This window comes from Streptomyces sp. 5-10 (assembly GCF_014712245.1).
GTDB lineage: Bacteria > Actinomycetota > Actinomycetes > Streptomycetales > Streptomycetaceae > Streptomyces > Streptomyces violaceusniger.
Genome location: NZ_JACVYG010000041.1, coordinates 19,362 through 36,447 on the forward strand (window position 1 = coordinate 19,362; position 17,086 = coordinate 36,447).

18 protein-coding genes are annotated in these 17,086 nt (G+C 71.2%); 6 read left to right on the forward strand and 12 right to left on the reverse strand.

Going from position 1 to position 17,086, the window contains the following annotated elements; genetic code table 11:
* Positions 1-81: 81 nt before the first annotated feature.
* From IEJ02_RS34095 to IEJ02_RS34130, 8 genes are all read right to left on the reverse strand, one after another.
* A complete protein-coding gene (locus IEJ02_RS34095; RefSeq protein WP_191068370.1) occupies positions 82-720 on the reverse strand; it encodes a TenA family protein in 639 nt (212 codons plus the stop codon).
* Positions 705-1,451, reverse strand: coding sequence for a glutamine amidotransferase (locus IEJ02_RS34100; RefSeq protein WP_191068371.1), 747 nt, complete (start codon positions 1,449-1,451; stop codon positions 705-707). Before IEJ02_RS34100 ends, IEJ02_RS34095 begins: the two co-directional genes overlap by 16 nt.
* 74 nt (positions 1,452-1,525) lie before the next feature.
* On the reverse strand, positions 1,526-2,548 hold the full coding sequence (locus IEJ02_RS34105) for a phosphotriesterase family protein (protein WP_317985992.1): 1,023 nt from the start codon (positions 2,546-2,548) through the stop codon (positions 1,526-1,528).
* A 29-nt stretch (positions 2,549-2,577) separates the two neighbouring features.
* Entirely contained in the window at positions 2,578-3,597 is a 1,020-nt protein-coding gene (locus tag IEJ02_RS34110; protein WP_191068373.1) for an ABC transporter permease, read from the reverse strand.
* A 1-nt stretch (position 3,598) separates the two neighbouring features.
* Entirely contained in the window at positions 3,599-4,366 is a 768-nt protein-coding gene (locus IEJ02_RS34115; RefSeq protein WP_137982016.1) for an ATP-binding cassette domain-containing protein, read from the reverse strand.
* The gene (locus tag IEJ02_RS34120; RefSeq protein ID WP_223864934.1) at positions 4,366-5,376 is read right to left on the reverse strand and encodes a substrate-binding domain-containing protein; all 1,011 of its coding nucleotides are present in this window, start codon (positions 5,374-5,376) and stop codon (positions 4,366-4,368) included. Before IEJ02_RS34120 ends, IEJ02_RS34115 begins: the two co-directional genes overlap by 1 nt.
* A 14-nt stretch (positions 5,377-5,390) precedes the next feature.
* Entirely contained in the window at positions 5,391-6,338 is a 948-nt protein-coding gene (locus IEJ02_RS34125; protein WP_191068374.1) for a carbohydrate kinase family protein, read from the reverse strand.
* Positions 6,335-7,219 carry a BtpA/SgcQ family protein gene (locus IEJ02_RS34130; protein WP_223864935.1) on the reverse strand — a complete coding sequence of 295 codons (885 nt, stop codon included), beginning with the start codon at positions 7,217-7,219 and terminating at the stop codon, positions 6,335-6,337. Before IEJ02_RS34130 ends, IEJ02_RS34125 begins: the two co-directional genes overlap by 4 nt.
* Before the next feature lie 155 nt (positions 7,220-7,374).
* Between IEJ02_RS34130 and IEJ02_RS34135 the strand changes: the two genes are divergently transcribed.
* On the forward strand, positions 7,375-8,412 hold the full coding sequence (locus tag IEJ02_RS34135; protein ID WP_191068375.1) for a LacI family DNA-binding transcriptional regulator: 1,038 nt from the start codon (positions 7,375-7,377) through the stop codon (positions 8,410-8,412).
* A gap of 33 nt (positions 8,413-8,445) precedes the next feature.
* Positions 8,446-9,552, forward strand: a complete 1,107-nt coding sequence (locus IEJ02_RS34140) for a M20 family metallopeptidase (RefSeq protein ID WP_191068376.1) — start codon at positions 8,446-8,448, stop codon at positions 9,550-9,552.
* A gap of 26 nt (positions 9,553-9,578) precedes the next feature.
* Here the strand turns inward: IEJ02_RS34140 and IEJ02_RS34145 are convergent, their stop codons facing one another.
* Entirely contained in the window at positions 9,579-10,472 is an 894-nt protein-coding gene (locus IEJ02_RS34145; protein WP_191068377.1) for a LysR family transcriptional regulator, read from the reverse strand.
* A 101-nt stretch (positions 10,473-10,573) separates the two neighbouring features.
* Here IEJ02_RS34145 and IEJ02_RS34150 point away from each other — a divergent pair, with 101 nt between their 5' ends.
* Positions 10,574-11,662, forward strand: a complete 1,089-nt coding sequence (locus tag IEJ02_RS34150; protein WP_191068378.1) for an alcohol dehydrogenase catalytic domain-containing protein — start codon at positions 10,574-10,576, stop codon at positions 11,660-11,662.
* A gap of 543 nt (positions 11,663-12,205) precedes the next feature.
* Positions 12,206-13,408 (forward strand): serine hydrolase domain-containing protein, encoded by a 1,203-nt coding sequence (locus IEJ02_RS34155; protein ID WP_191068379.1) that lies wholly within the window; start codon positions 12,206-12,208, stop codon positions 13,406-13,408.
* A gap of 251 nt (positions 13,409-13,659) precedes the next feature.
* Here IEJ02_RS34155 and IEJ02_RS34160 read toward each other — a convergent pair whose 3' ends face one another.
* Entirely contained in the window at positions 13,660-14,652 is a 993-nt protein-coding gene (locus IEJ02_RS34160) for an AraC-like ligand-binding domain-containing protein (RefSeq protein ID WP_317985993.1), read from the reverse strand.
* A 260-nt stretch (positions 14,653-14,912) separates the two neighbouring features.
* Here IEJ02_RS34160 and IEJ02_RS34165 point away from each other — a divergent pair, with 260 nt between their 5' ends.
* Complete coding sequence (locus tag IEJ02_RS34165; RefSeq protein WP_223864936.1) at positions 14,913-15,386, forward strand: hypothetical protein; 474 nt, start codon at positions 14,913-14,915, stop codon at positions 15,384-15,386.
* 98 nt (positions 15,387-15,484) lie between these two features.
* Here IEJ02_RS34165 and IEJ02_RS34170 read toward each other — a convergent pair whose 3' ends face one another.
* Positions 15,485-15,964 (reverse strand): SRPBCC family protein, encoded by a 480-nt coding sequence (locus tag IEJ02_RS34170; protein ID WP_191068381.1) that lies wholly within the window; start codon positions 15,962-15,964, stop codon positions 15,485-15,487.
* A gap of 105 nt (positions 15,965-16,069) precedes the next feature.
* Here IEJ02_RS34170 and IEJ02_RS34175 point away from each other — a divergent pair, with 105 nt between their 5' ends.
* Positions 16,070-16,828 carry a TetR/AcrR family transcriptional regulator gene (locus tag IEJ02_RS34175; protein ID WP_317985994.1) on the forward strand — a complete coding sequence of 253 codons (759 nt, stop codon included), beginning with the start codon at positions 16,070-16,072 and terminating at the stop codon, positions 16,826-16,828.
* A 68-nt stretch (positions 16,829-16,896) separates the two neighbouring features.
* Here IEJ02_RS34175 and IEJ02_RS34180 read toward each other — a convergent pair whose 3' ends face one another.
* Positions 16,897-17,064 carry a hypothetical protein gene (locus tag IEJ02_RS34180; protein ID WP_191068382.1) on the reverse strand — a complete coding sequence of 56 codons (168 nt, stop codon included), beginning with the start codon at positions 17,062-17,064 and terminating at the stop codon, positions 16,897-16,899.
* Positions 17,065-17,086: the final 22 nt, after the last annotated feature.

Below are 17,086 nucleotides of genomic sequence, written 5' to 3' on the forward strand. Positions count from 1 at the left end.
ACCCACGCGGAACCGTACGCGTCACCCCGGCTCAGCGGCCCGGTCGGGGGATCGGCCCGATCGGGTCCCGCCGACGCCCGGTCACCCGAACACCGCGTCGTGGAAGGCGATTTCCGCCTCCAGCATGCCGGTGAACCAGTGGGTCAGCCGCTCTTGGGGGATGTCGTCCGGCAGGGCGTCGACCTCCGCCGCGAGAGCCCGCACCCCGTCCCGGAACGCCTGGTCCGCGTGGAGCGCCACCCAGGCGCTCACCGCGCCGTCGGGGACGGCGCCGTGCTCGTGTGCCCGGGTACACCAGGTGAGGTAGAGGCTCTCCGCGGCGAACAGCATCGTCATCACCGCCGGGTAGCCGCCTTCCCGCGCCACGCCGAGTGCGTACCGCGACAGCACCTCGGCCCGCCGGGCGGCGTCCGGCCGGGCGGGGACGGGCCAGGCGGCGCGCGCCTCGCGGAAGTAGTCCGCCTGGGTGGTGGTCAGCGCGTGGACCGCACGGGCGTTGCGCTCCAGCGCCGTCCGGCCGGGGGCACCCCACACGGCCAGTCCGTGCAGCCGGGTGGCCGTCTCCACGAACGCGGCCTCGATCTCCAGGTAGTCGGCGTAGTCCGCGTCGCTGATCGTGCCGGCCGTGACCTCGGTGACGAAGCGCATGCGCAGCGCCCGTTCCATGACCGGGGCGGCGGCCTTCAGCAGCCGCTCGGACCGGCTCACTGGGAGAGCCATTCGACGAGGCCGCCGAAGACCCGGGCGTAGCCGTCCCACTGCTCGCAGAACGCCGCGGGCGCCCAGTGCGGGGAGCAGTCGGAGGTGAAGACCGCCGACCGTCCCGCGCCGTACCCGGCCACCGCCACCAGGGGGTCGCCGCCCAGGGTGGCCAGGACCTCGGCGCCCGGACGTGGCCGGACGCGGTTGTAGCCGAGCAGCGGCGGCCATGCGCCGGTCACCCCGCCGAGGGCGGGATGGCCGGTGCCGACGGCCGACGCGCGGCCACCCGCGGGGAGTTCGACGCGGTCGTCCTCGGGCAGCAGCTCGACCGGCAGCACCTCGTGCAGCGCGGTGTTGCGGTACGCGGCCTTGCCCTCGAAGCCGGTGAAGGAGAGATAGCCGCCGACCATCAGCAGCCCGCCGCCGTCGCCGACCCATCCGCGCAGTGTGTCGATCCGGTCGGCCCCCGGCGTGCCCCGCTCGAACACCTCGGGGGAGAGCTGCAGGGAGTTCGCCCCGATGTCGGAGAGGATGACGACGTCGTAGCCGGCGAGCGCATCGGCATCGCCCGGGAACTGCCCGGGTACCAGATGCGCGGGCAGGTGTATGACCTCGTGCCCGCGGCCCTCCAGCGCCCGGCGCAGCGGCTCGACTCCGGTCACATAGGTACTGGTGGTGAACGAGTCGACCCCCTTGATGTGTGTGGACTGGGAGATCCAGCTCTCACCGGCTATCAGGACGCGGCTCACGGGTGCTCCTTCATAACGGGGATGGGGCGAACGCAACGGGGATGGGGCGAAACGCCGGGACGGTGGTCAGGACGTCAGGACCCGGCGGCGTGCTCGAACAGCCGGGCCGGGTTGGTGTGCAGCAGGCTCGCGGCGGTCCGCCGGGGCACGCCGTGCTCGACGAGCCGGGAGAGGAACAGCTCCGGCACATAGCGGAAGCCGTTGCCGCCGTAGGCGGTGAGCATGCTCTTGAGGAACACGTCGTGGCTGAGCAGCAGCCGGTCGCCGTGTCCGCGGGCGATGAGCCCGGCGATCGCGTGCGCGGTTTCGTGGGGTGCCGGGGACTGCCCCTCGCCGGGGTAGCGGAACGGCATGCCGATCATGTCGAATTCGAGCCAGACGCCGCGGTCGGCCACCGACCGCTGATAGTCCGGATCGGCGTGCGAGGGGTCCATATGGCACAGCACCAAGGCGGCCGGCGCCACCCCGTACTCTCCCAGTACCAGGTCCAGGACCTCGTGGGCGCGGCGCTGCCAGCCGGGCAGATGGATGTAGAGCGGGACACCGGTCTCGCGCTGGGTGCGCGCGGCGGCGCGCAGCGCGGTGTGCTCACCCTCGGTGAACCGCGGGGAGACCCCGATCTCGCCGATGACGCCCGGCCGGATCCCGGTGCCGTCGGCCCCCTCGGTGAACTCGGCCAGCAATGCGACGGCGAGGTCGCGCTCGTCCGCGGGTGACAGCGGCCGGGGATGGTAGGGCTCCAGGTACCAGCCGCTGCCCATGACCACACGTACACCGCTGTCCTCGGAGAACGCGCGCAGCGCCGCCGGGTCGCGGCCCAGTCCGCCCGGGGTGACGTCGACGATCGTGCCGCCCCCGCCGGCGGCGAACGCGCGCAGGTCGGCCAGCATCGCTTCGGTGTCGTCGAGCACACAGTGGTCGAGGCAGGCGTAGGGCTGCTCGCGCAGCAGCCAGGCGAGTTCGGGAGTGGTGCGGGCGTCGCGCAGAGGGCGGAGCCCGGGGTCGGCCGGGGTGGTGACGGCCTTGCGGACGTCGTTGCGCAGATGCTCATGGGTGAGGGTGAGGCCGAGCCCGGTGCTGGGCACGGGTCCGGTCACCGTGGTCACGGTGCGGGGGGAGGGGCCGCTCATGAGCGGCCCGTCAGATGGGCGAACAGGTCGGCCATCGCCCGGCCGCGCAGATTGAGCCAGATCGCGGCGAGCAGCACCAGGCCGGTGACGATGGGGGTGAGGAACGGGCTCACGCCGAGCAGGTTGAGGCCGTTGGCGATGACTCCGGTGATGAGGGCGCCGATGACGGTGCCGAGCACGGTGCCCCTGCCGCCGAACAGATTGGTGCCGCCGAGCACGACCGCGGCGATCACGGTGAGCTCGAAGCCCTGTCCGGAGTTGGCGGAGCCGGACCCCAGCCTGGCCGCGGTGAGCAGCCCGGCGATACCGGCGGCCACACCGGTCAGCATCAGGGTGATCATCTTGATCCGGGCGGTGTTCACCCCCGCTCGCCGTACCGACTCCTCCTGGGCGCCGATGCCGTTGACGTAGGAGCCGAACGGCAGCTTCGACAGCAGGACCGCTCCGACGGTGACCGTGGCCAGGGCGATCCAGGCCAGCGCGGACAGCCCGAGGAAGGAGGCGTCGCCGAGCTTGGCGACGAAGAGCCGGGCGTCGATGGGGACGGAGAACCCCTTGGTCCACAGCTGTGCCAGACCGCGGACGACCGACATGGTGGCGAGGGTGACGATGAACGGGGGGATCTTCTGATAGGCCGACAGCCATCCGTTGACGGCGCCCCAGAAGAGCCCGGCGAGCAGCGCAACGACGATCACCACGGAGGAGTCCCAGCCGGCCTGCAGCATCTCAGCGGTGCAGGTGGCGGTGAACGCCAGGATCGATCCCACGGACAGGTCGATCTGCCCGGTGCTGATCACGAAGGTCATGGCGACCGCCACGATCAGGGTGATCGCCACCTGGGTGGCCAGATTGGACAGGTTGGTGAAGGTCAGGAAGTTGGGGGCGGCGATGCCGAAGCCGAGGAAGAGCGCGACGCCCACGCCGAGCATGGCCAGGGTGGCCTTGTTGGCGCGCTGCCAGCGGCCCGGGGGACGGCCCAGTACGGCGGTGGGGCGCATCACGGTGTCGGCGCTCATGTCACGCCACCTCCTCGGTGCCGGGCCCGCCGTTCGTGGCGCCGGATCGCGTGATCATGGCGACGAGCCGTTCGATGTCGAGATCGGAGATCGGAGCGTCCTCGACGCTGCGTCCCTCGTACATCACGGTGATCCGGTCGCAGACCTCGAACAGGTCCTGCAGCCGGTGGGTGATCAGGATGACGCCGACGCCCTGGGCGGCGACGTCGCGGATCATCTTCAGCACCTGCCGGACCTCGGCGACGGCGAGCGCGGCGGTGGGTTCGTCCAGGATCAGCACGCGCGGGCGGAACGACACCGCCCGGGCGATCGCCACGGCCTGCCGCTGCCCTCCGGACAGCTCGCCGATCTCCTGGTAGGTGGATTTCACCCGGACGTGCAGTTCGGAGAGGGTTTCGGCCGCTTGGGCGTGCATCGTCGCACGGTCGATGAAGGGGCCCCTGCGCGGTTCACGGCCGAGGAAAAGATTGCTGGCCACATCGAGGGTGTCGCACAGAGCGAGGTCCTGGTAGACGATGCCGACCCGCTCGCGGCGGGCGTCGGCGGGGCTGGTGAAGCGGACGTCGCGGCCGTCGATGGAGATCTGCCCGCCGTCGTGCTGGACCGCACCGGCCAGGACCTTCATCAGGGTCGACTTCCCGGCGCCGTTGTCGCCGACCAGGCCGAGCACCTCACCCGGGGCCAGGGTCAGGTCGACGCCGCGCAGCGAGCGGACGGCGCCGAACGATTTGGTGATTCCTCGCAGGGAGACCAGCGCGCTCTCGCCCATCACTTCTCCAGGTAGTAGAGGTAGTCCTTGACGTTGTCCGGGGTCACCAGCTGGGTGGGGACGGGCACGTGTCGGCGGGTGGTGCGGCCGCAGGCCAGGTCGATCGCGGAATTCATGGCCTCGTAGCCGAACCGGAAGGTGTTCTGCTGCAGCACACCGGTGATCCAGCCGGCCCGCAGCCCGTCGACGGCCTGGCTGGACAGGTCCCATCCGACGACCTTGAGGTCCTTGGTGCGGTGCTGGCTGACCACGGCGGCGGCCAGGCCGATCAGGGCGGGCTCGCCGGTGGCGTAGGCGTACTTCAGGCCCGGGTCGCGGGTGAGCAGGTTCTCGGCGGCGGTCTGGGCGTTCTCCTGGATGTTGCGGCCGTCGACCACGTTCTGGATCTTCATGCCCTTGGCGGTGACGGTCTTGGTGAATCCTTTCTGCCGCTCGTTCTGGATGGTGCTGTTGAGCGCGCCGACGACGCCGATCCCACCGCGGTTGCCGGCCGTCTTCAGCAGGGCCTCGCCGATCCGCCGGCCGCCTTCGGCGTTGCCGACGCCGACCTGGACGGAGACGGCGGGGTCGTCGACGGTGGCGTCCACGGCGACGACCGGCACGCCCGCCGCCTTGGCCCGGCGGATGGCGGGCTTGATGCCCTCGGTGTCGACCGCGTCCACGATGATGGCGTCGTAGTGGTTGGCCACCAGGTCGTCGATGGCGTTGGACTGGGTGGCGGAGTCGTCGTTGCCGTTGACGATCTGGGTCTTCACCCCGGCCTTGCGGGCCACGGTCCGGGCGCCGGTGTTGATCTGGTTGAAGAACAGTGCCTGGAGGTTGATGGGCACGATACCGATCTTCGGAGCGTGGCCGCGGACGGTACAGGAGCGGGCGACCTCCGCGGGCGGCGGCGGGCCCTGCTCGGTGGTCTTCTTCTCGGCCGCCATCTCGCGGCGGGCCTGGGTGTCGCAGCCGACGGTCGTCAGCAGCAGGCCCAGCGCGACCATGGCCGTCACTTTCTGGCGCATCTGCTCTCCTTGTCCTACTGGGTGCGGGTCGGCTCCGGGGTTTCGGGGGTTCCGGGAGTGGGGTGGGCCGCGAGCCAGGAGTCGACGGCCCGCCGGTCGGGCAGCCCGTCACGGGCGCCGGGCCGGGTACAGGACAGGCCGGCGGCGACGGCGGCGAAGCGCGCCGCCTCCAGCGGGGACCGGCCTCGGTCCAGTTCGGCGCAGTATGCGCCGGTGAAGCAGTCTCCGGCCCCGGTGGCGTCGACGGTGTCCACCTCGATCGCCGGACCGTCGTGGCGTTCACCGGCCGGGGTCAGCAGGGTCCAGCCGCGCGAACCGTCGGTCACGACCAGATGGACGTCCATGTCGGCGGCGGCCCGGACCAGGGCCGGTTCCCCGCCCAGCAGCGCGACGGCCAGTGGCCGGCCGACGACGGCGTGATCGGCCGCGGACAGTGCGCTGCGCATCGCCTCCGCCTGGTCGCAGCCGTCGAGGTCCACCACCAGGCCCGGTCCGGCCGTCCCGGGCGGGGCGTCGGCGGCGGCCTCGGCCAGCGCGGCGGCGGCCTCGGGGAAGCGGTAGCCGTCGAGGTAGAGCCAGTCGGCCCCGGCCTCGCGCGCGGCCCGTACCGTGCGGATGATGTGCCGGGCGTCCAGCTCGTCGTCCTGGCTGATGACGGCGCGTTCGCCGTCCGGGGTGAGCAGCACGACGGCGGTGGTGAGGGTGCCGGTGCGGGCGGTCCAGTCGGTGCGGACCCCGTCGGCGGCGAGTGCGGAGAGGAACGCCGTGCTCCGCGGCTCCGGTCCGACCACACCGGCGAACCACGCGTCGGCCCCCGTCCGGGCCGCGGCCGCCGAGGCGTTGGCGGCCATCCCGCCGTGGCCGTGGCGGATGGCGGTCGCCTGCACGCGGTCACCCGGAGCGGGCAGCGCCGGCACACCGACGGTCAGGTCGATGTTGGCGTACCCGCAGAAGACGATCACGGGAGCACCACTCCGGCCTTGGCCGCCGCGGTGGTCAGCTCGCGGACCTTGGCCCGGTCGACCCGGCCCCACCAGCGGCCGTTGTCCTTCACCGAGGAGGCGACGATCACTCCGTCGCAGGCCGGCAGCAGGCCACCGATGTTGCCCGCGGTGATCCCGGAGCCGATCACCACCGGCAGGGTGGTGTGGGCGGAGATGCCCTCGACCTCCTCCAGCGAGGCGGCGTCCCCGGTCCGGGAGCCGGTGGCGATCAGCACATCGGCGCCGAAGAACTCGGCGTCCTCGGTCTGTTCGGCCAGTGTGCGGTCGGCGACGATGGCATGCGAACCGTGCTTGACGTGTACATCGGCGAAGACCTTGACCGGGCCGGCGCCGATCCGGCTGCGGTAGCGGCTGGCGTGTGCCGACTGGCCCTCGATGATGCCCTCGTTGGCGACATAGGCATTGGCCCACTGGTTGACCCGTACGAATCCTCCGCCGCCGGACCAGGCGGAGGCGATGGCGCACTCGGCGGCGTTGGACAGCACGCTGACCCCGAGCCTGCCGCCGGCGCCCTCCAGCACGGCGTGCCGCACCCGGTCGGTCACCACGGCCATCGCCGCCGACGTCTCATAACCGTGTTCGCCCGGTTTGAGGAACGGGATGTCCCAGTGGTTCTCCACGATCAGCCCGTGGCAGCCGCCCTCCAGATAGGCCCGCGCCTCCTCGACCGCGAAGGCGCAGATCTCGTCCAGCGGGACGCCCTCGTAATGCGGGCTGCCGGGCAGCGGCGGCAGGTGCACCACGCCGATGACGACCTTCGGGGTGCCGAACAACACCTTGATCGCGCTCGGCCGGGACGGGAACACCCCGAGGTCGCTCATGCTCCCGGATGTCGTCATCGCGCCACCTCGATGCAATCGATTACAGCTGAGTTGCGGAGGACCGTAGGCAGGGGTCAGGTGCCGTGTCAAGGCTCTATGCTGATTCAATGCGCTAGGTCGCATCGGTGTTGAAGCCATGTGACCGCCACGTTTCCCGGCAGGAAGGTAATCGATTGCAACGGGTCACGATCGCTCAGGTCGCCGAGCGGGCCGGTGTCTCCACCGCCACCGTGTCGCGGGTGCTCTCCCGCCGGGGCCAGGTCTCGGCCGCGGTCGAACGCAAGGTCCGCCGCGCCGCCGACGACCTGGGCTACCAGGTCAATGTCATCGCCAGGGCGCTGCGCAACAGTCGTACCGACACCGTGGGGATGGTCGTGCCCAGCATCACCAACCCGTTCTTCACCTCGCTGGTGGAGAGCGTGGAGCACGCCCTGGGCAAGGAGGGCAAGGAGCTGTTCCTGTGCGACGCGCGCTCCGACCCGCGGATCGAGGCGCGCCGGCTGGCCTCGCTCGCCGCGCGCAACGTCGACGGCATCATCGTCAGCCCGAGCCACGGCGTCGACAGCCGGCCCGCCGTGCAGCAGACCGCGGACCGGCTGCCGCTCGTCCAGCTCGACCGATTCGTCGACGGCACCACCACCGACTGGGTGGGCGTCGACGACGTCGCCGCGATGCGGCAGGTCATGGACCACCTCCACGACGGCGGGGCGCGGTCGGCGGCCTTCATCGGCTCGCTGATGACGCACTCCTCGACCGAGCAGCGGTTCGCCGGGTTCCGGCGGCGCGCCGAGGAGCTGGGCATCGAGGTGAAGCCGGACCAGGTGCTGCTCGGGGACTACAGCGTGGAGTGGGGCGAGGCCGCCGTGGCCCGGCTGATCGCGGAGGGCGGCCTTCCGGACGCGCTCGTATGCGCCGATGACCTGATCGCGCTCGGGGCCACCCGCGCCTGCCGGGCCCACGGTTTCGCGGTGCCCCAGCAGGTGCAGGTGACCGGCTACGACGACATCGAGTTCTCCCGGCTGGCCGAACCGGCCCTGACCACGGTCCATCAGCCCCGCGACCGGATCGCCGCGGAGGCGGTACGGCTGCTGGCCGCGGCGAGCCTGGCCAAGGACGCCGAGCGCGGTCCGCACGCGCGTATCTCACTCGTGCCGACCCTGGTGGTGCGCGACAGCACCCGGGCCACGCAAGCGCCCCCGGACCGCGTATGACGGCGACTCACCACAACCTCAGGAGGACCTCCGATGGACGACGCGGACACCTGGCGCGGTGCGACGGACCTCGCGCGGCGGCTGGTGCGGATCGACACCCGGGGCGGCTGGGAGGCACCGGCCGCCGCACTGGTGGCGGACCGGCTGGACGGCGCGGGGTTCGACGTCCGGGTCGAGGAGCCGATCCCCGGCCGGGCCAACGTCATCGCCCGGTTCGGGCCCGCGGTACCACGGGTGCCGGTCACCTTCACCGGACACCTGGACACCGTGCCCGCCGACCCGTCGGGCTGGTCGTTCGACCCGATGAGCGGGGAGCTGCGCGACGGCCGGCTGCTCGGCCGCGGCAGCAGCGACATGAAAGCGGGCGTGGCCTGCCAGGTCGAGGCGGCGATACGGGCCGCCCGGGAAAGCCCGCGGGACACCGCCGTCCAGCTGATCTTCACCTTCGGCGAGGAGACCGGCTGCCAGGGGGCCGGGGAGATCGACACGGCGTCACTCACCCCCACCGACCTGCTCATCGTGGCCGAGCCGACCGGCAACCGGACCGTCCTCGGCCACAAGGGCGTGCTGTGGCTCGCCGCGACGGCCCGTGGCGTCTCCGCGCACGGCTCCCGCCCGGAGCTGGGCCGCAACGCGATCGCCGCGCTCGCCGCCGCGGCGAGCAGGATCCACGGGCACGGTGACTGGCCGGTGAGCCCGACCCACGGCCCGGCCACGGTCAACATCGGCACGTTCCACGCGGGCGAGCAGCCCAACCTGGTGCCGGACCGCGCCGAGATGCGGCTGGACGTGCGCACCGTTCCCGGCTTCGGACGGGACGAGGCGATCGCGGAGATCGCCCGGCTGTGCGGCGACGGCATCGACCTCGAACAGCTGCTGGACCTGCCCGGCGTCGCCACCGACCCATCGGCTGCCGTCGCCGCGCGGGAGATCCTGGCCCCCGGCTCCTCGGTCCGCCCGGCCGAGTACGCGACCTACTTCACCGACGCCTCGGTGCTGACCGGCCGGCTCGGCGATCCTGCGGTGGTGGTGTACGGACCGGGCGACCCGGACCAGGCCCATGCCACCGATGAGTCCTGCTCGTTGGCCGCCATGACCGAGTCCGCGGAGGCGATGCACCGGCTGCTGCGGCGCTTGTAGTCCGACTGGCTGCCGGCGGCGGCGGTTCAGGCGGCCGAAGTGATCGCTCGGGTGACGGCCGTGATCGCCGGGCCGGGGTGGCCGGGGAGCCGCGCCACGAGCACCCGGCGGATCTCGGTGGGTGCGCCGTCGACGCGCAGCAGGCTCACCCCGGGCGGCAGCACCGGTGAGAGCCGGGACGGCACCGTCGTCACACCGAAGCCGCCGGCGACCAGATGGAGTTTCGTCAGCCAGTCGCGCGCGGAGTGGACGATGCGCGGCCGTCCGGGCAGGCCGGGCCAGACGCCGAGCAGCGGCTCGGAGCTCGATGACGGGGTGGCGATCCACGCGGCGTCGACCAGTTCGTCGACGTGCACCGTGGTGCGTCCGGCGAACTCTCCGGTCGACGGCACCGCCACGACCAGTTCGGTGTCCGCGACGGTCTCGACGTGCAGGCGCGGCGAGTCGCCGTCGAAGGGCCGGTGGGGTGGGCGGGACGTCAGCACGGCGAGGTCGAGCGAGCCCGCGCGCAGCGCCCGGACCAGGGTGGGCGTGGTGCCCTCGCTGGTGGTGACCGTGATCTGCGGGCCGGCCGCCGCGAGGTGTGCGAGCGCGGCGGGCAGGATCGCCGCGCCCGCGCTCAGGAGCACCCCGAGCCGCACCAGTTCGGTCCGCGGGACGGTGCCGGTGAGCTCGCGCTCGGCCGCTGCGAGCGAGGCCAGGACCGTGTGGGCGTGCCGCAGCAGGGTCAAGCCGGAGGCGGTGAGCCGTACCCCGTCCGTGCGGCGCTCGAACAGGGTGGTGCCCACGCTGCGTTCGAGGGCGGCGGCCTGGCGTGAGACGGCCGACTGCGTGTAGCCGAGTCGGGCCGCTGCCGCGGTGAAGCTGCCCGACTCAGCGATCTGCCGCAGGACCCGCAGTCCCGCGCTGGAGATGTCCATGCGGCCTACGCATACCACAGATGCCAGATCATCGCTTCCCGCATGCCCACCCAGCTCCTAGTGTCGATCCCACGAGCACGGACGAACACGGAGGTCATCACGTGCGAGCAGCAGTTCTGACGGAGTTCGGCGCCCCGCTCACGGTGCGGGAGGTGCCCGACCCCGAGGCCGGGGGCGGTGAGGTGGTGGTCGAGGTCCTCGCCGCCAGCGTGGCGCCCTACGCGGCCGAAGTCTTCGGTGGCAAGCGGAAGTACCCCCTTGTCCCTCCTGTCGTGCCCGGTGTTGGCGCGGTGGGGCGGATCGTCCACGTCGGCCCGGACGCCACCCGGCTGCGGATCGGCGACCTGGTGTGGTGCGACTCGACGGTGCGCTCGCGGGACGACGCCCTGACGCCTGACATCACGCTCCAGGGCTGGAGCTCGCGCGGGGAGGGCGGCGCGCGGCTCGCCGAGTACATGCACGACGGCGCGTTCGCCGAGCTTATGCGGGTCCCGACGGAGAACGTCTTCCCGCTGCCCACCGTGGCAGGGGACGATCCGGCCCGATGGGCCGCACTCACCGTGCACGCCATCTCCTACGGCGGGCTGCTGGCAGGCGGGCTGGCAGCCGGCGAGACGCTGCTCGTCAGCGGGGCCACCGGCAACCTCGGCAGCAGCGCGGTCGCGGTCGCGCTCGCGATGGGAGCGGGCCGCGTGGTCGCCCCGGGCCGCAACCAGGCCGCGCTCGACCTCCTCGCCGACCGGTTCGGTCCGCGTCTGCGCCCGGTTCCGCTGACCGAAGACGAGGACACCGACCGCGCGGCGATGTCCGCGGCGGCCGACGGCCCGATCGACATGGTGATCGACCTGCTCCCGCCGAGCGCACCCAGCTCGGCGTCGCGCACGGCGGCCATGACCGTGCGCGAGTACGGCCGCGTCGTCCTCATGGGCGGCGTCGGCATGCTCGGTGGCGACGACCTCGCACTCCCGTACCCATGGATCATGCGCAACTCGATCACCGTGCGTGGGCAGTGGATGTACCCGCGCACAGCCAACGTCGGCATCATCCGGCTCCTCGCCTCGGGCGCTCTGGATCTCGCCCCCGAACGGGTCCGGTCGTTCGACCTCGATGCCGTCAACGACGCCATCGCGTACGCCGCCGCGCACGGCGGCCCGTTCGACCGCACCACCCTCACTCCGCGGGCCGGCTGACAAGGCCCACTGATCCCCACCACCCGCACGACCCACCACCCTCACGAGCACAGGCGGTCATATTGCTGCTGGCCCTCGTGAACAGCGATGAGCCTCAGGATCACCATCTGCTGAAGCCCTGGTCACCAGCGCCTCGTGGACGGAGAAGCCCAACGAGCGACGGTAGAGCGGGCTGACGGAAAGCGGACGCTTCCGCCAGGGCGGCGCGGCGGGTGCCGTGGGGAAGCCCATGGGCCCAGAAACGACGGTGACCCTGTAGAGGCGTTCAGCCGCTGGTCCAGGGACATTTACGCCATGATCGACCCGCCCGCCTCGATGGGGGACATCGGCGAGGTCGGGCGGAGGCGCGCTGCGCCCGCCGCGACACCCAGCCCGCCGCGACACCCGGATGTTCACCCGGCGGCCCCGGTCTGCGGCGTCTTCCGAATGTGCTGGGTACCGAGGAGGTGATCCGCACGCGGGACCGGCCGGGGGAGTTGATCGGGGATCACTCCGGGGCGAACCCTGATGCTCGGGCACGTGCCCGCTGACAGCGTGTGGAGCATGACCTCAACGCGCATGTCACGAAGGGCCTTCGCGGGCGCCGCCCTGGCGGGGACGGCCGCGCTGGCCGCCACCGTGGCGCTGCCCGCCCGCCGCGCCGCCGCCTCGGCCGTGCCGCTCCCGCCGCTGGACCACACCGCGCTACAGGCGGCGATCGACGACCTCGAGCACCCGCCGTCAACCGCGGCGCAACTGCGAGTCGGCGGCACGGCCGGATGCTGGCGCGGCACCTCGGGCGTGGCCGACATCGGGACGCGGCGGCCGGTGACGCCGCGGGACAAGGTCCGGATCGGCAGCATCACCAAGGTCTTCGTCGCCACGGTGGTGCTGCAGTTGGTGGCCGAGGGCCGGGTCGACCTGGACACGCCGGTGCGACGCATCCTGCCGGAGCTGCTGCCGGCCCGGTTCGCCGCCGTCACCGTGGCGCACCTGTTGAACCACACCAGTGGACTGCCCGACCACGTCGGTATCCCCGAGCCGAAGACCCCGGAGGAGGTGTTGCGCCACCGCTTCGATCACTGGACGCCGCAGGAGTGGATGGCGACGGCGACGCAGGGCCCGCTGAAGTTCGCCCCGGGCACCCGGCAGGAGTACCGCGGCATCAACTACGTACTGGCCGCACTGATCGTCGACCAGGTGACCGGCCGCCCATACGGGCAGGCCATCGCGGCCCGCATCCTGCGGCCACTGGACCTGGTGCGCACCGTCGTGCCGGGCAACGACCCACGCGTCCATGGCCGACACGTGCACGGCTACCTGGCCATGGCCGACGGCAGCCTGCGGGACATCACCGTCTATGACCAGTCGTCCGCCCGGGGCGAGGGCGACATGATCTCCACCACGAGCGACCTCGACCGGATGCTCGCCGCGCTGTTCTCCGGCGAACTGCTCCCGCCGGAGCTGCTTCTGATGATGTTCACCCTGCCGCCGGGTGACGTACGGATGCTGGACGGCTCTCCGGCCCGCTACAGCACCGGGCTGCAGCGGGCCACCGTGAACGGCGTCGTCCTCTGGGGCAAGACCGGCGAGACCTACGGCTACAAGAACGCCGCGTTCTCCACGCGCGACCAGCGGCGCCGGTTCGTGCTCGCCTACCATCCGACAACCGCCCGCAACGGTGAGGAGAGCCAGATGATCGCTCACGTCGCCGACCTGCTCACCCGCGCCCCGAGCACCGAAGGCCAGGGTTCGCGCATCGTGTAGGTGGGTGCCGCGCGCCCGTGGGGTCAGCGTACCGGTGCGGGACCGCCGCGCACACCGGCGACGACGTCGGTCCCGCCGAATGGTCGGCGACCATCGCCGTGGAGCCGGATGGCCACACATGCATGCCGCCGTCCTCGACCACCGGCTGCCGCGAAGACCACTGCGCCGCACTCACCTCCTGGCAGCGGCCGACCAGGCGGGCAATTGCCTTGCGATCTCTGTGGAGGCTTGAGCGAGGGCAGGATGGGACCCTAAGGCCCCGGCGGCCCCGGGGCGGTGACTTCCCCTTGCCGCCGGTAGTCCCTGGGCGGGAGGCCATAGGTGGTGCGGAAGGCGTGGCTGAAGTGGGGGTAGTGGGTGAACCCCCATCGGGCCGCGATGCGCTGGGCGGACAGGTTCCGCAGGGCGGGATCGGCGAGGTCGCGGCGGGCCCGTTCCAGACGCTGGCGGCGCACCCAGGCCGAGACGGTGATGCCATCGGTTCGGAAGAGGCGGTGCAGATAGCTGAGGGAGATTTGGTGCGCGGCGGCGATGGCGGACGGGGCCAACCCCGGGTCGTGCAGATGCTGCTGGATGAACGCGTGTATCCGCAGCGTCAGGATGCGCCTTTGGGTATCGGGGGAGAGGGTGTCGTCGGCGTCGACGTGATGGGCCAGTACCGCGGAGAGCAGGTCGACCAAGACTCTCTCCAGACGGGGACCATCGGCCGGGCCATAGGACGCGGTGTCCTGGACCAAAAGGGTGAGGAAGCCGGCTAGCAGGGCGCCCACGCCCTCACGCGCCGGCAGCCTCCGGGCCAGCAGCCGGTCGACTGCACGTGGCGGTAGGGGCAGCAGTGCCTTGGGAACCTCGAGCCCCACCATCCGGACGGGGGCCGGACTGGTGAGCACATGGATGTCGAACGGTCGCGAGGAGTCCACCATGTGCATGTCGTACGGGCCGTGGATGGTCTCCAAGTCGACATGGGCGATGCCGTTGGTGCCTTGAAGCGGAAGGGAGAGGTGATACAGCTCGGGATCGGAACGCCGGATCAGCCTGACGGTCCGCCGGAAGCGGACCGGCTGCACGGTTGTCGGCCATACCGATACGGAGCCGAGCTGGAGCAGCCGCATGTCCGCGCGGAAGTCGGCGGTGTGGTCACTGCTCATGTCCATCGGGCACAGCGACTTGACCATGTGCTCGCGCCAGAGGTCGAACCGGTCTGCCGCGGATACGCCATCGGCCCGGAACACCGTCTCGATCACAGCTCATCCTATCCGGCTTCGTAGACGCAGGCGTAAGTGCTGTGCACTCTCCGCCATGGACCGACGCGGCGGGAGCGATGAGAGTGAAGGAGGTCGAACGAAACCTGACGCAGGGGGATCAGATGAAGCTCCGCGAACGACTCGTATTACCCGGCATCGCCTTCGCCGCGCTGGCACTTCCGTTAGGGGCGGCGCCGTCTGCTCAAGCCGGTCAAGCCGGGCCCGACAGCTCCGTAGCGGGAACGGCCCGGAACTGCACCGTGCAGGTGAAGACCGGTGCCGTTGCCTGCTACGACACCTTCCGGAACGCAATCCTCCACGCGACGAGCGGAGCGGTGGCGGACGCCCCTCTCGACGCCCGCACGGCAGCAGCGGACCCGGCGTTCACGCGGCGCCTGAACGCGCTGGTGAAACCGGACGGGTCACCCGTACCCGGAGTCACCTCGATCCCGCTCTCCGCCTCCTTTCAACACCCGAACCGAGGCGGAAGCACCTGGATCGATGTCGCCGACCGCGGATGCGACAACGACACCGGCGTCGAGTACTCGCGCTCCAACATCGCCGACTACGACGAGTGGTGGGACGACCGCATCTCCTCCTTCGAGGGTTACGCGAACTGCGAGCCGAACATGTACGAGGACCACGGATTCAAGGGGGCCCAGACCGGGTGGCACCGCTCCCTCATGGATATGGGCGCGATGGAGGACAAGGCGTCCTCCATCAAGTGGCGGTGATCTGAGGGGACGGTGCCGAGCCAGGGCGGGCGGGCCCGCCCGCTCCTCACGCAGCCGGAAGGCGCCCCGCCGGTTGTGCGCCCTGTGGTCGGCACTCGTCAGATCTCGCGCTCGGGGCCGCTGTCGGGGTGGAGTCTGCCGGCCTCATCGAGGTCGTTGAGTACCGCGGGCAAGCCGACGCGCAGCATCTTGCGCCGGACGTGGCCCAGGATCTGGGCCATGAAGAACCCGCCGGTTCCAGTGAAGCCCGTGTGGTCGTAGGTGAAGCGCGTTCCTGCGGCATGGGGCTCTATCTGGTAGGCGACCTCGGTGGTTTCGCCGCCGCCGTGGTCGGTCCATGAGTAGCGCAGCAGTCGCGGCTCGTCCACCTCCAGCACGACGCAGTCGACGATGCCGCTCCAGCCCGGCTTCGGCTCCGCGATGAACTGGAACTCGGTGCCGACGGTGGTGGCAAACCCTTCCGGTCGTGCCCCGGCGCCGGTCGCCGTCCACAGGGGGATGAGCGCCGGGTCGGTGACGGCGCGCCAGACCTTCGTGGGGGAGTGCGGGTAGTCGTGGACGATGTGGATGGCGCTCATGGGGACTCCCAGGGCAGTGCGGACGTCTCGCAGGAGAAGAAAATTACAGCAACTGAAAATATACTGTAGCCGTAATAATCTGGTCGCTGGACTACGCTGTCATGCGTGAGCACGGTGGACTGGACGGGATGGCGCAGGCAGGTCGGGGAGCCCGCGGCCGAGGGATTGCGGGAGCGGAAGAAGCGTCTGATGCGGCAACGCCTGACGGACACCGCGACCGAGATGTTCCTGGAGCACGGCTTCGACGGCGTTCGCGTAGCGGAGATCGCCCAGGCGTGCGGAGTCTCGGAGAAGACGGTTTTCAACTACTTCCCCACCAAGGAATCGCTCATCCTGGACCTCGATGAGACCACGATGGCCGCCCTGCGCACCGGCCTGGCCGTCCCTGACCACTGCCCGGTCGACGCGGTGCTGCGGGTCCTGTCCGACGAGTTGCACGGCATGACGTCCTGGATCGCCGCACAGGACGACCCGGCCCAGGCCGCCGCCATGATCAGGCGCTTCCGCGAGCTGATCCGGTCCACGCCCTCACTGCGGGCCTATCAGCGCGACATGACCGACCGGCTCATCGGCGTCGCAGCCGAGGCGCTGGCCCGGCGCACCGGGATGAGCCCTGATGATCCAGAGCCGCAGATCGCGGCAACGGCTCTGCTCGGGTTGTGGCCCATCCAGTTCCGGAGTCTGGGAAAGCACCTGGAGAGCGTTCGCACGCCTGAGCAGGTGCATAAGGCGGTGACCGCCGACGTCCGCCGTGCGGCCAAGCTCATCGAGGCCGGTCTCGTCTCGTTCAAGGCACTGGGAGAACCGCCGATCCCCACGCTCGCAAAACACTCTGGGCAAGAGCGAGCCCTACCGCCTGGTTGACACGCTCAGCCACGTCGGGGCCGGGGTTCGCCCCGTAGGCCCAGACGTCGGTCCACGTCCGTGTCGTCCTAGGAACCGGTGCGGATCTCGGTGCCCTTGCCCTGGGGCGGGGTGGCCTTGGCGGCGTCGCGGACGAGGGCGACGACCTGGCCGGGCGCTGCCTCGGTGAGGGGGTGGCCGATGGCTGCGGCGCCGAGCTGTCCGGTCGCGCCGGTGACGAGGATCTGGTCGCTCATGCTGGGTGTTTCCTGGTCCCTG

Bases quoted from the DNA above. Each gene is read 5' to 3' on its own strand.
- IEJ02_RS34095 (WP_191068370.1), bottom strand. From the start codon at position 720: ATGGCTCTCCCAGTGAGCCGGTCCGAGCGGCTGCTGAAGGCCGCCGCC.
- IEJ02_RS34110 (WP_191068373.1), bottom strand. From the start codon at position 3,597: ATGAGCGCCGACACCGTGATGCGCCCCACCGCCGTACTGGGCCGTCCC.
- IEJ02_RS34115 (WP_137982016.1), bottom strand. From the start codon at position 4,366: ATGGGCGAGAGCGCGCTGGTCTCCCTGCGAGGAATCACCAAATCGTTC.
- IEJ02_RS34120 (WP_223864934.1), bottom strand. From the start codon at position 5,376: ATGCGCCAGAAAGTGACGGCCATGGTCGCGCTGGGCCTGCTGCTGACG.
- IEJ02_RS34130 (WP_223864935.1), bottom strand. From the start codon at position 7,219: ATGACGACATCCGGGAGCATGAGCGACCTCGGGGTGTTCCCGTCCCGG.
- IEJ02_RS34140 (WP_191068376.1), top strand. From the start codon at position 8,446: ATGGACGACGCGGACACCTGGCGCGGTGCGACGGACCTCGCGCGGCGG.
- IEJ02_RS34145 (WP_191068377.1), bottom strand. From the start codon at position 10,472: ATGGACATCTCCAGCGCGGGACTGCGGGTCCTGCGGCAGATCGCTGAG.
- IEJ02_RS34155 (WP_191068379.1), top strand. From the start codon at position 12,206: ATGACCTCAACGCGCATGTCACGAAGGGCCTTCGCGGGCGCCGCCCTG.
- IEJ02_RS34170 (WP_191068381.1), bottom strand. From the start codon at position 15,964: ATGAGCGCCATCCACATCGTCCACGACTACCCGCACTCCCCCACGAAG.
- IEJ02_RS34180 (WP_191068382.1), bottom strand. From the start codon at position 17,064: ATGAGCGACCAGATCCTCGTCACCGGCGCGACCGGACAGCTCGGCGCC.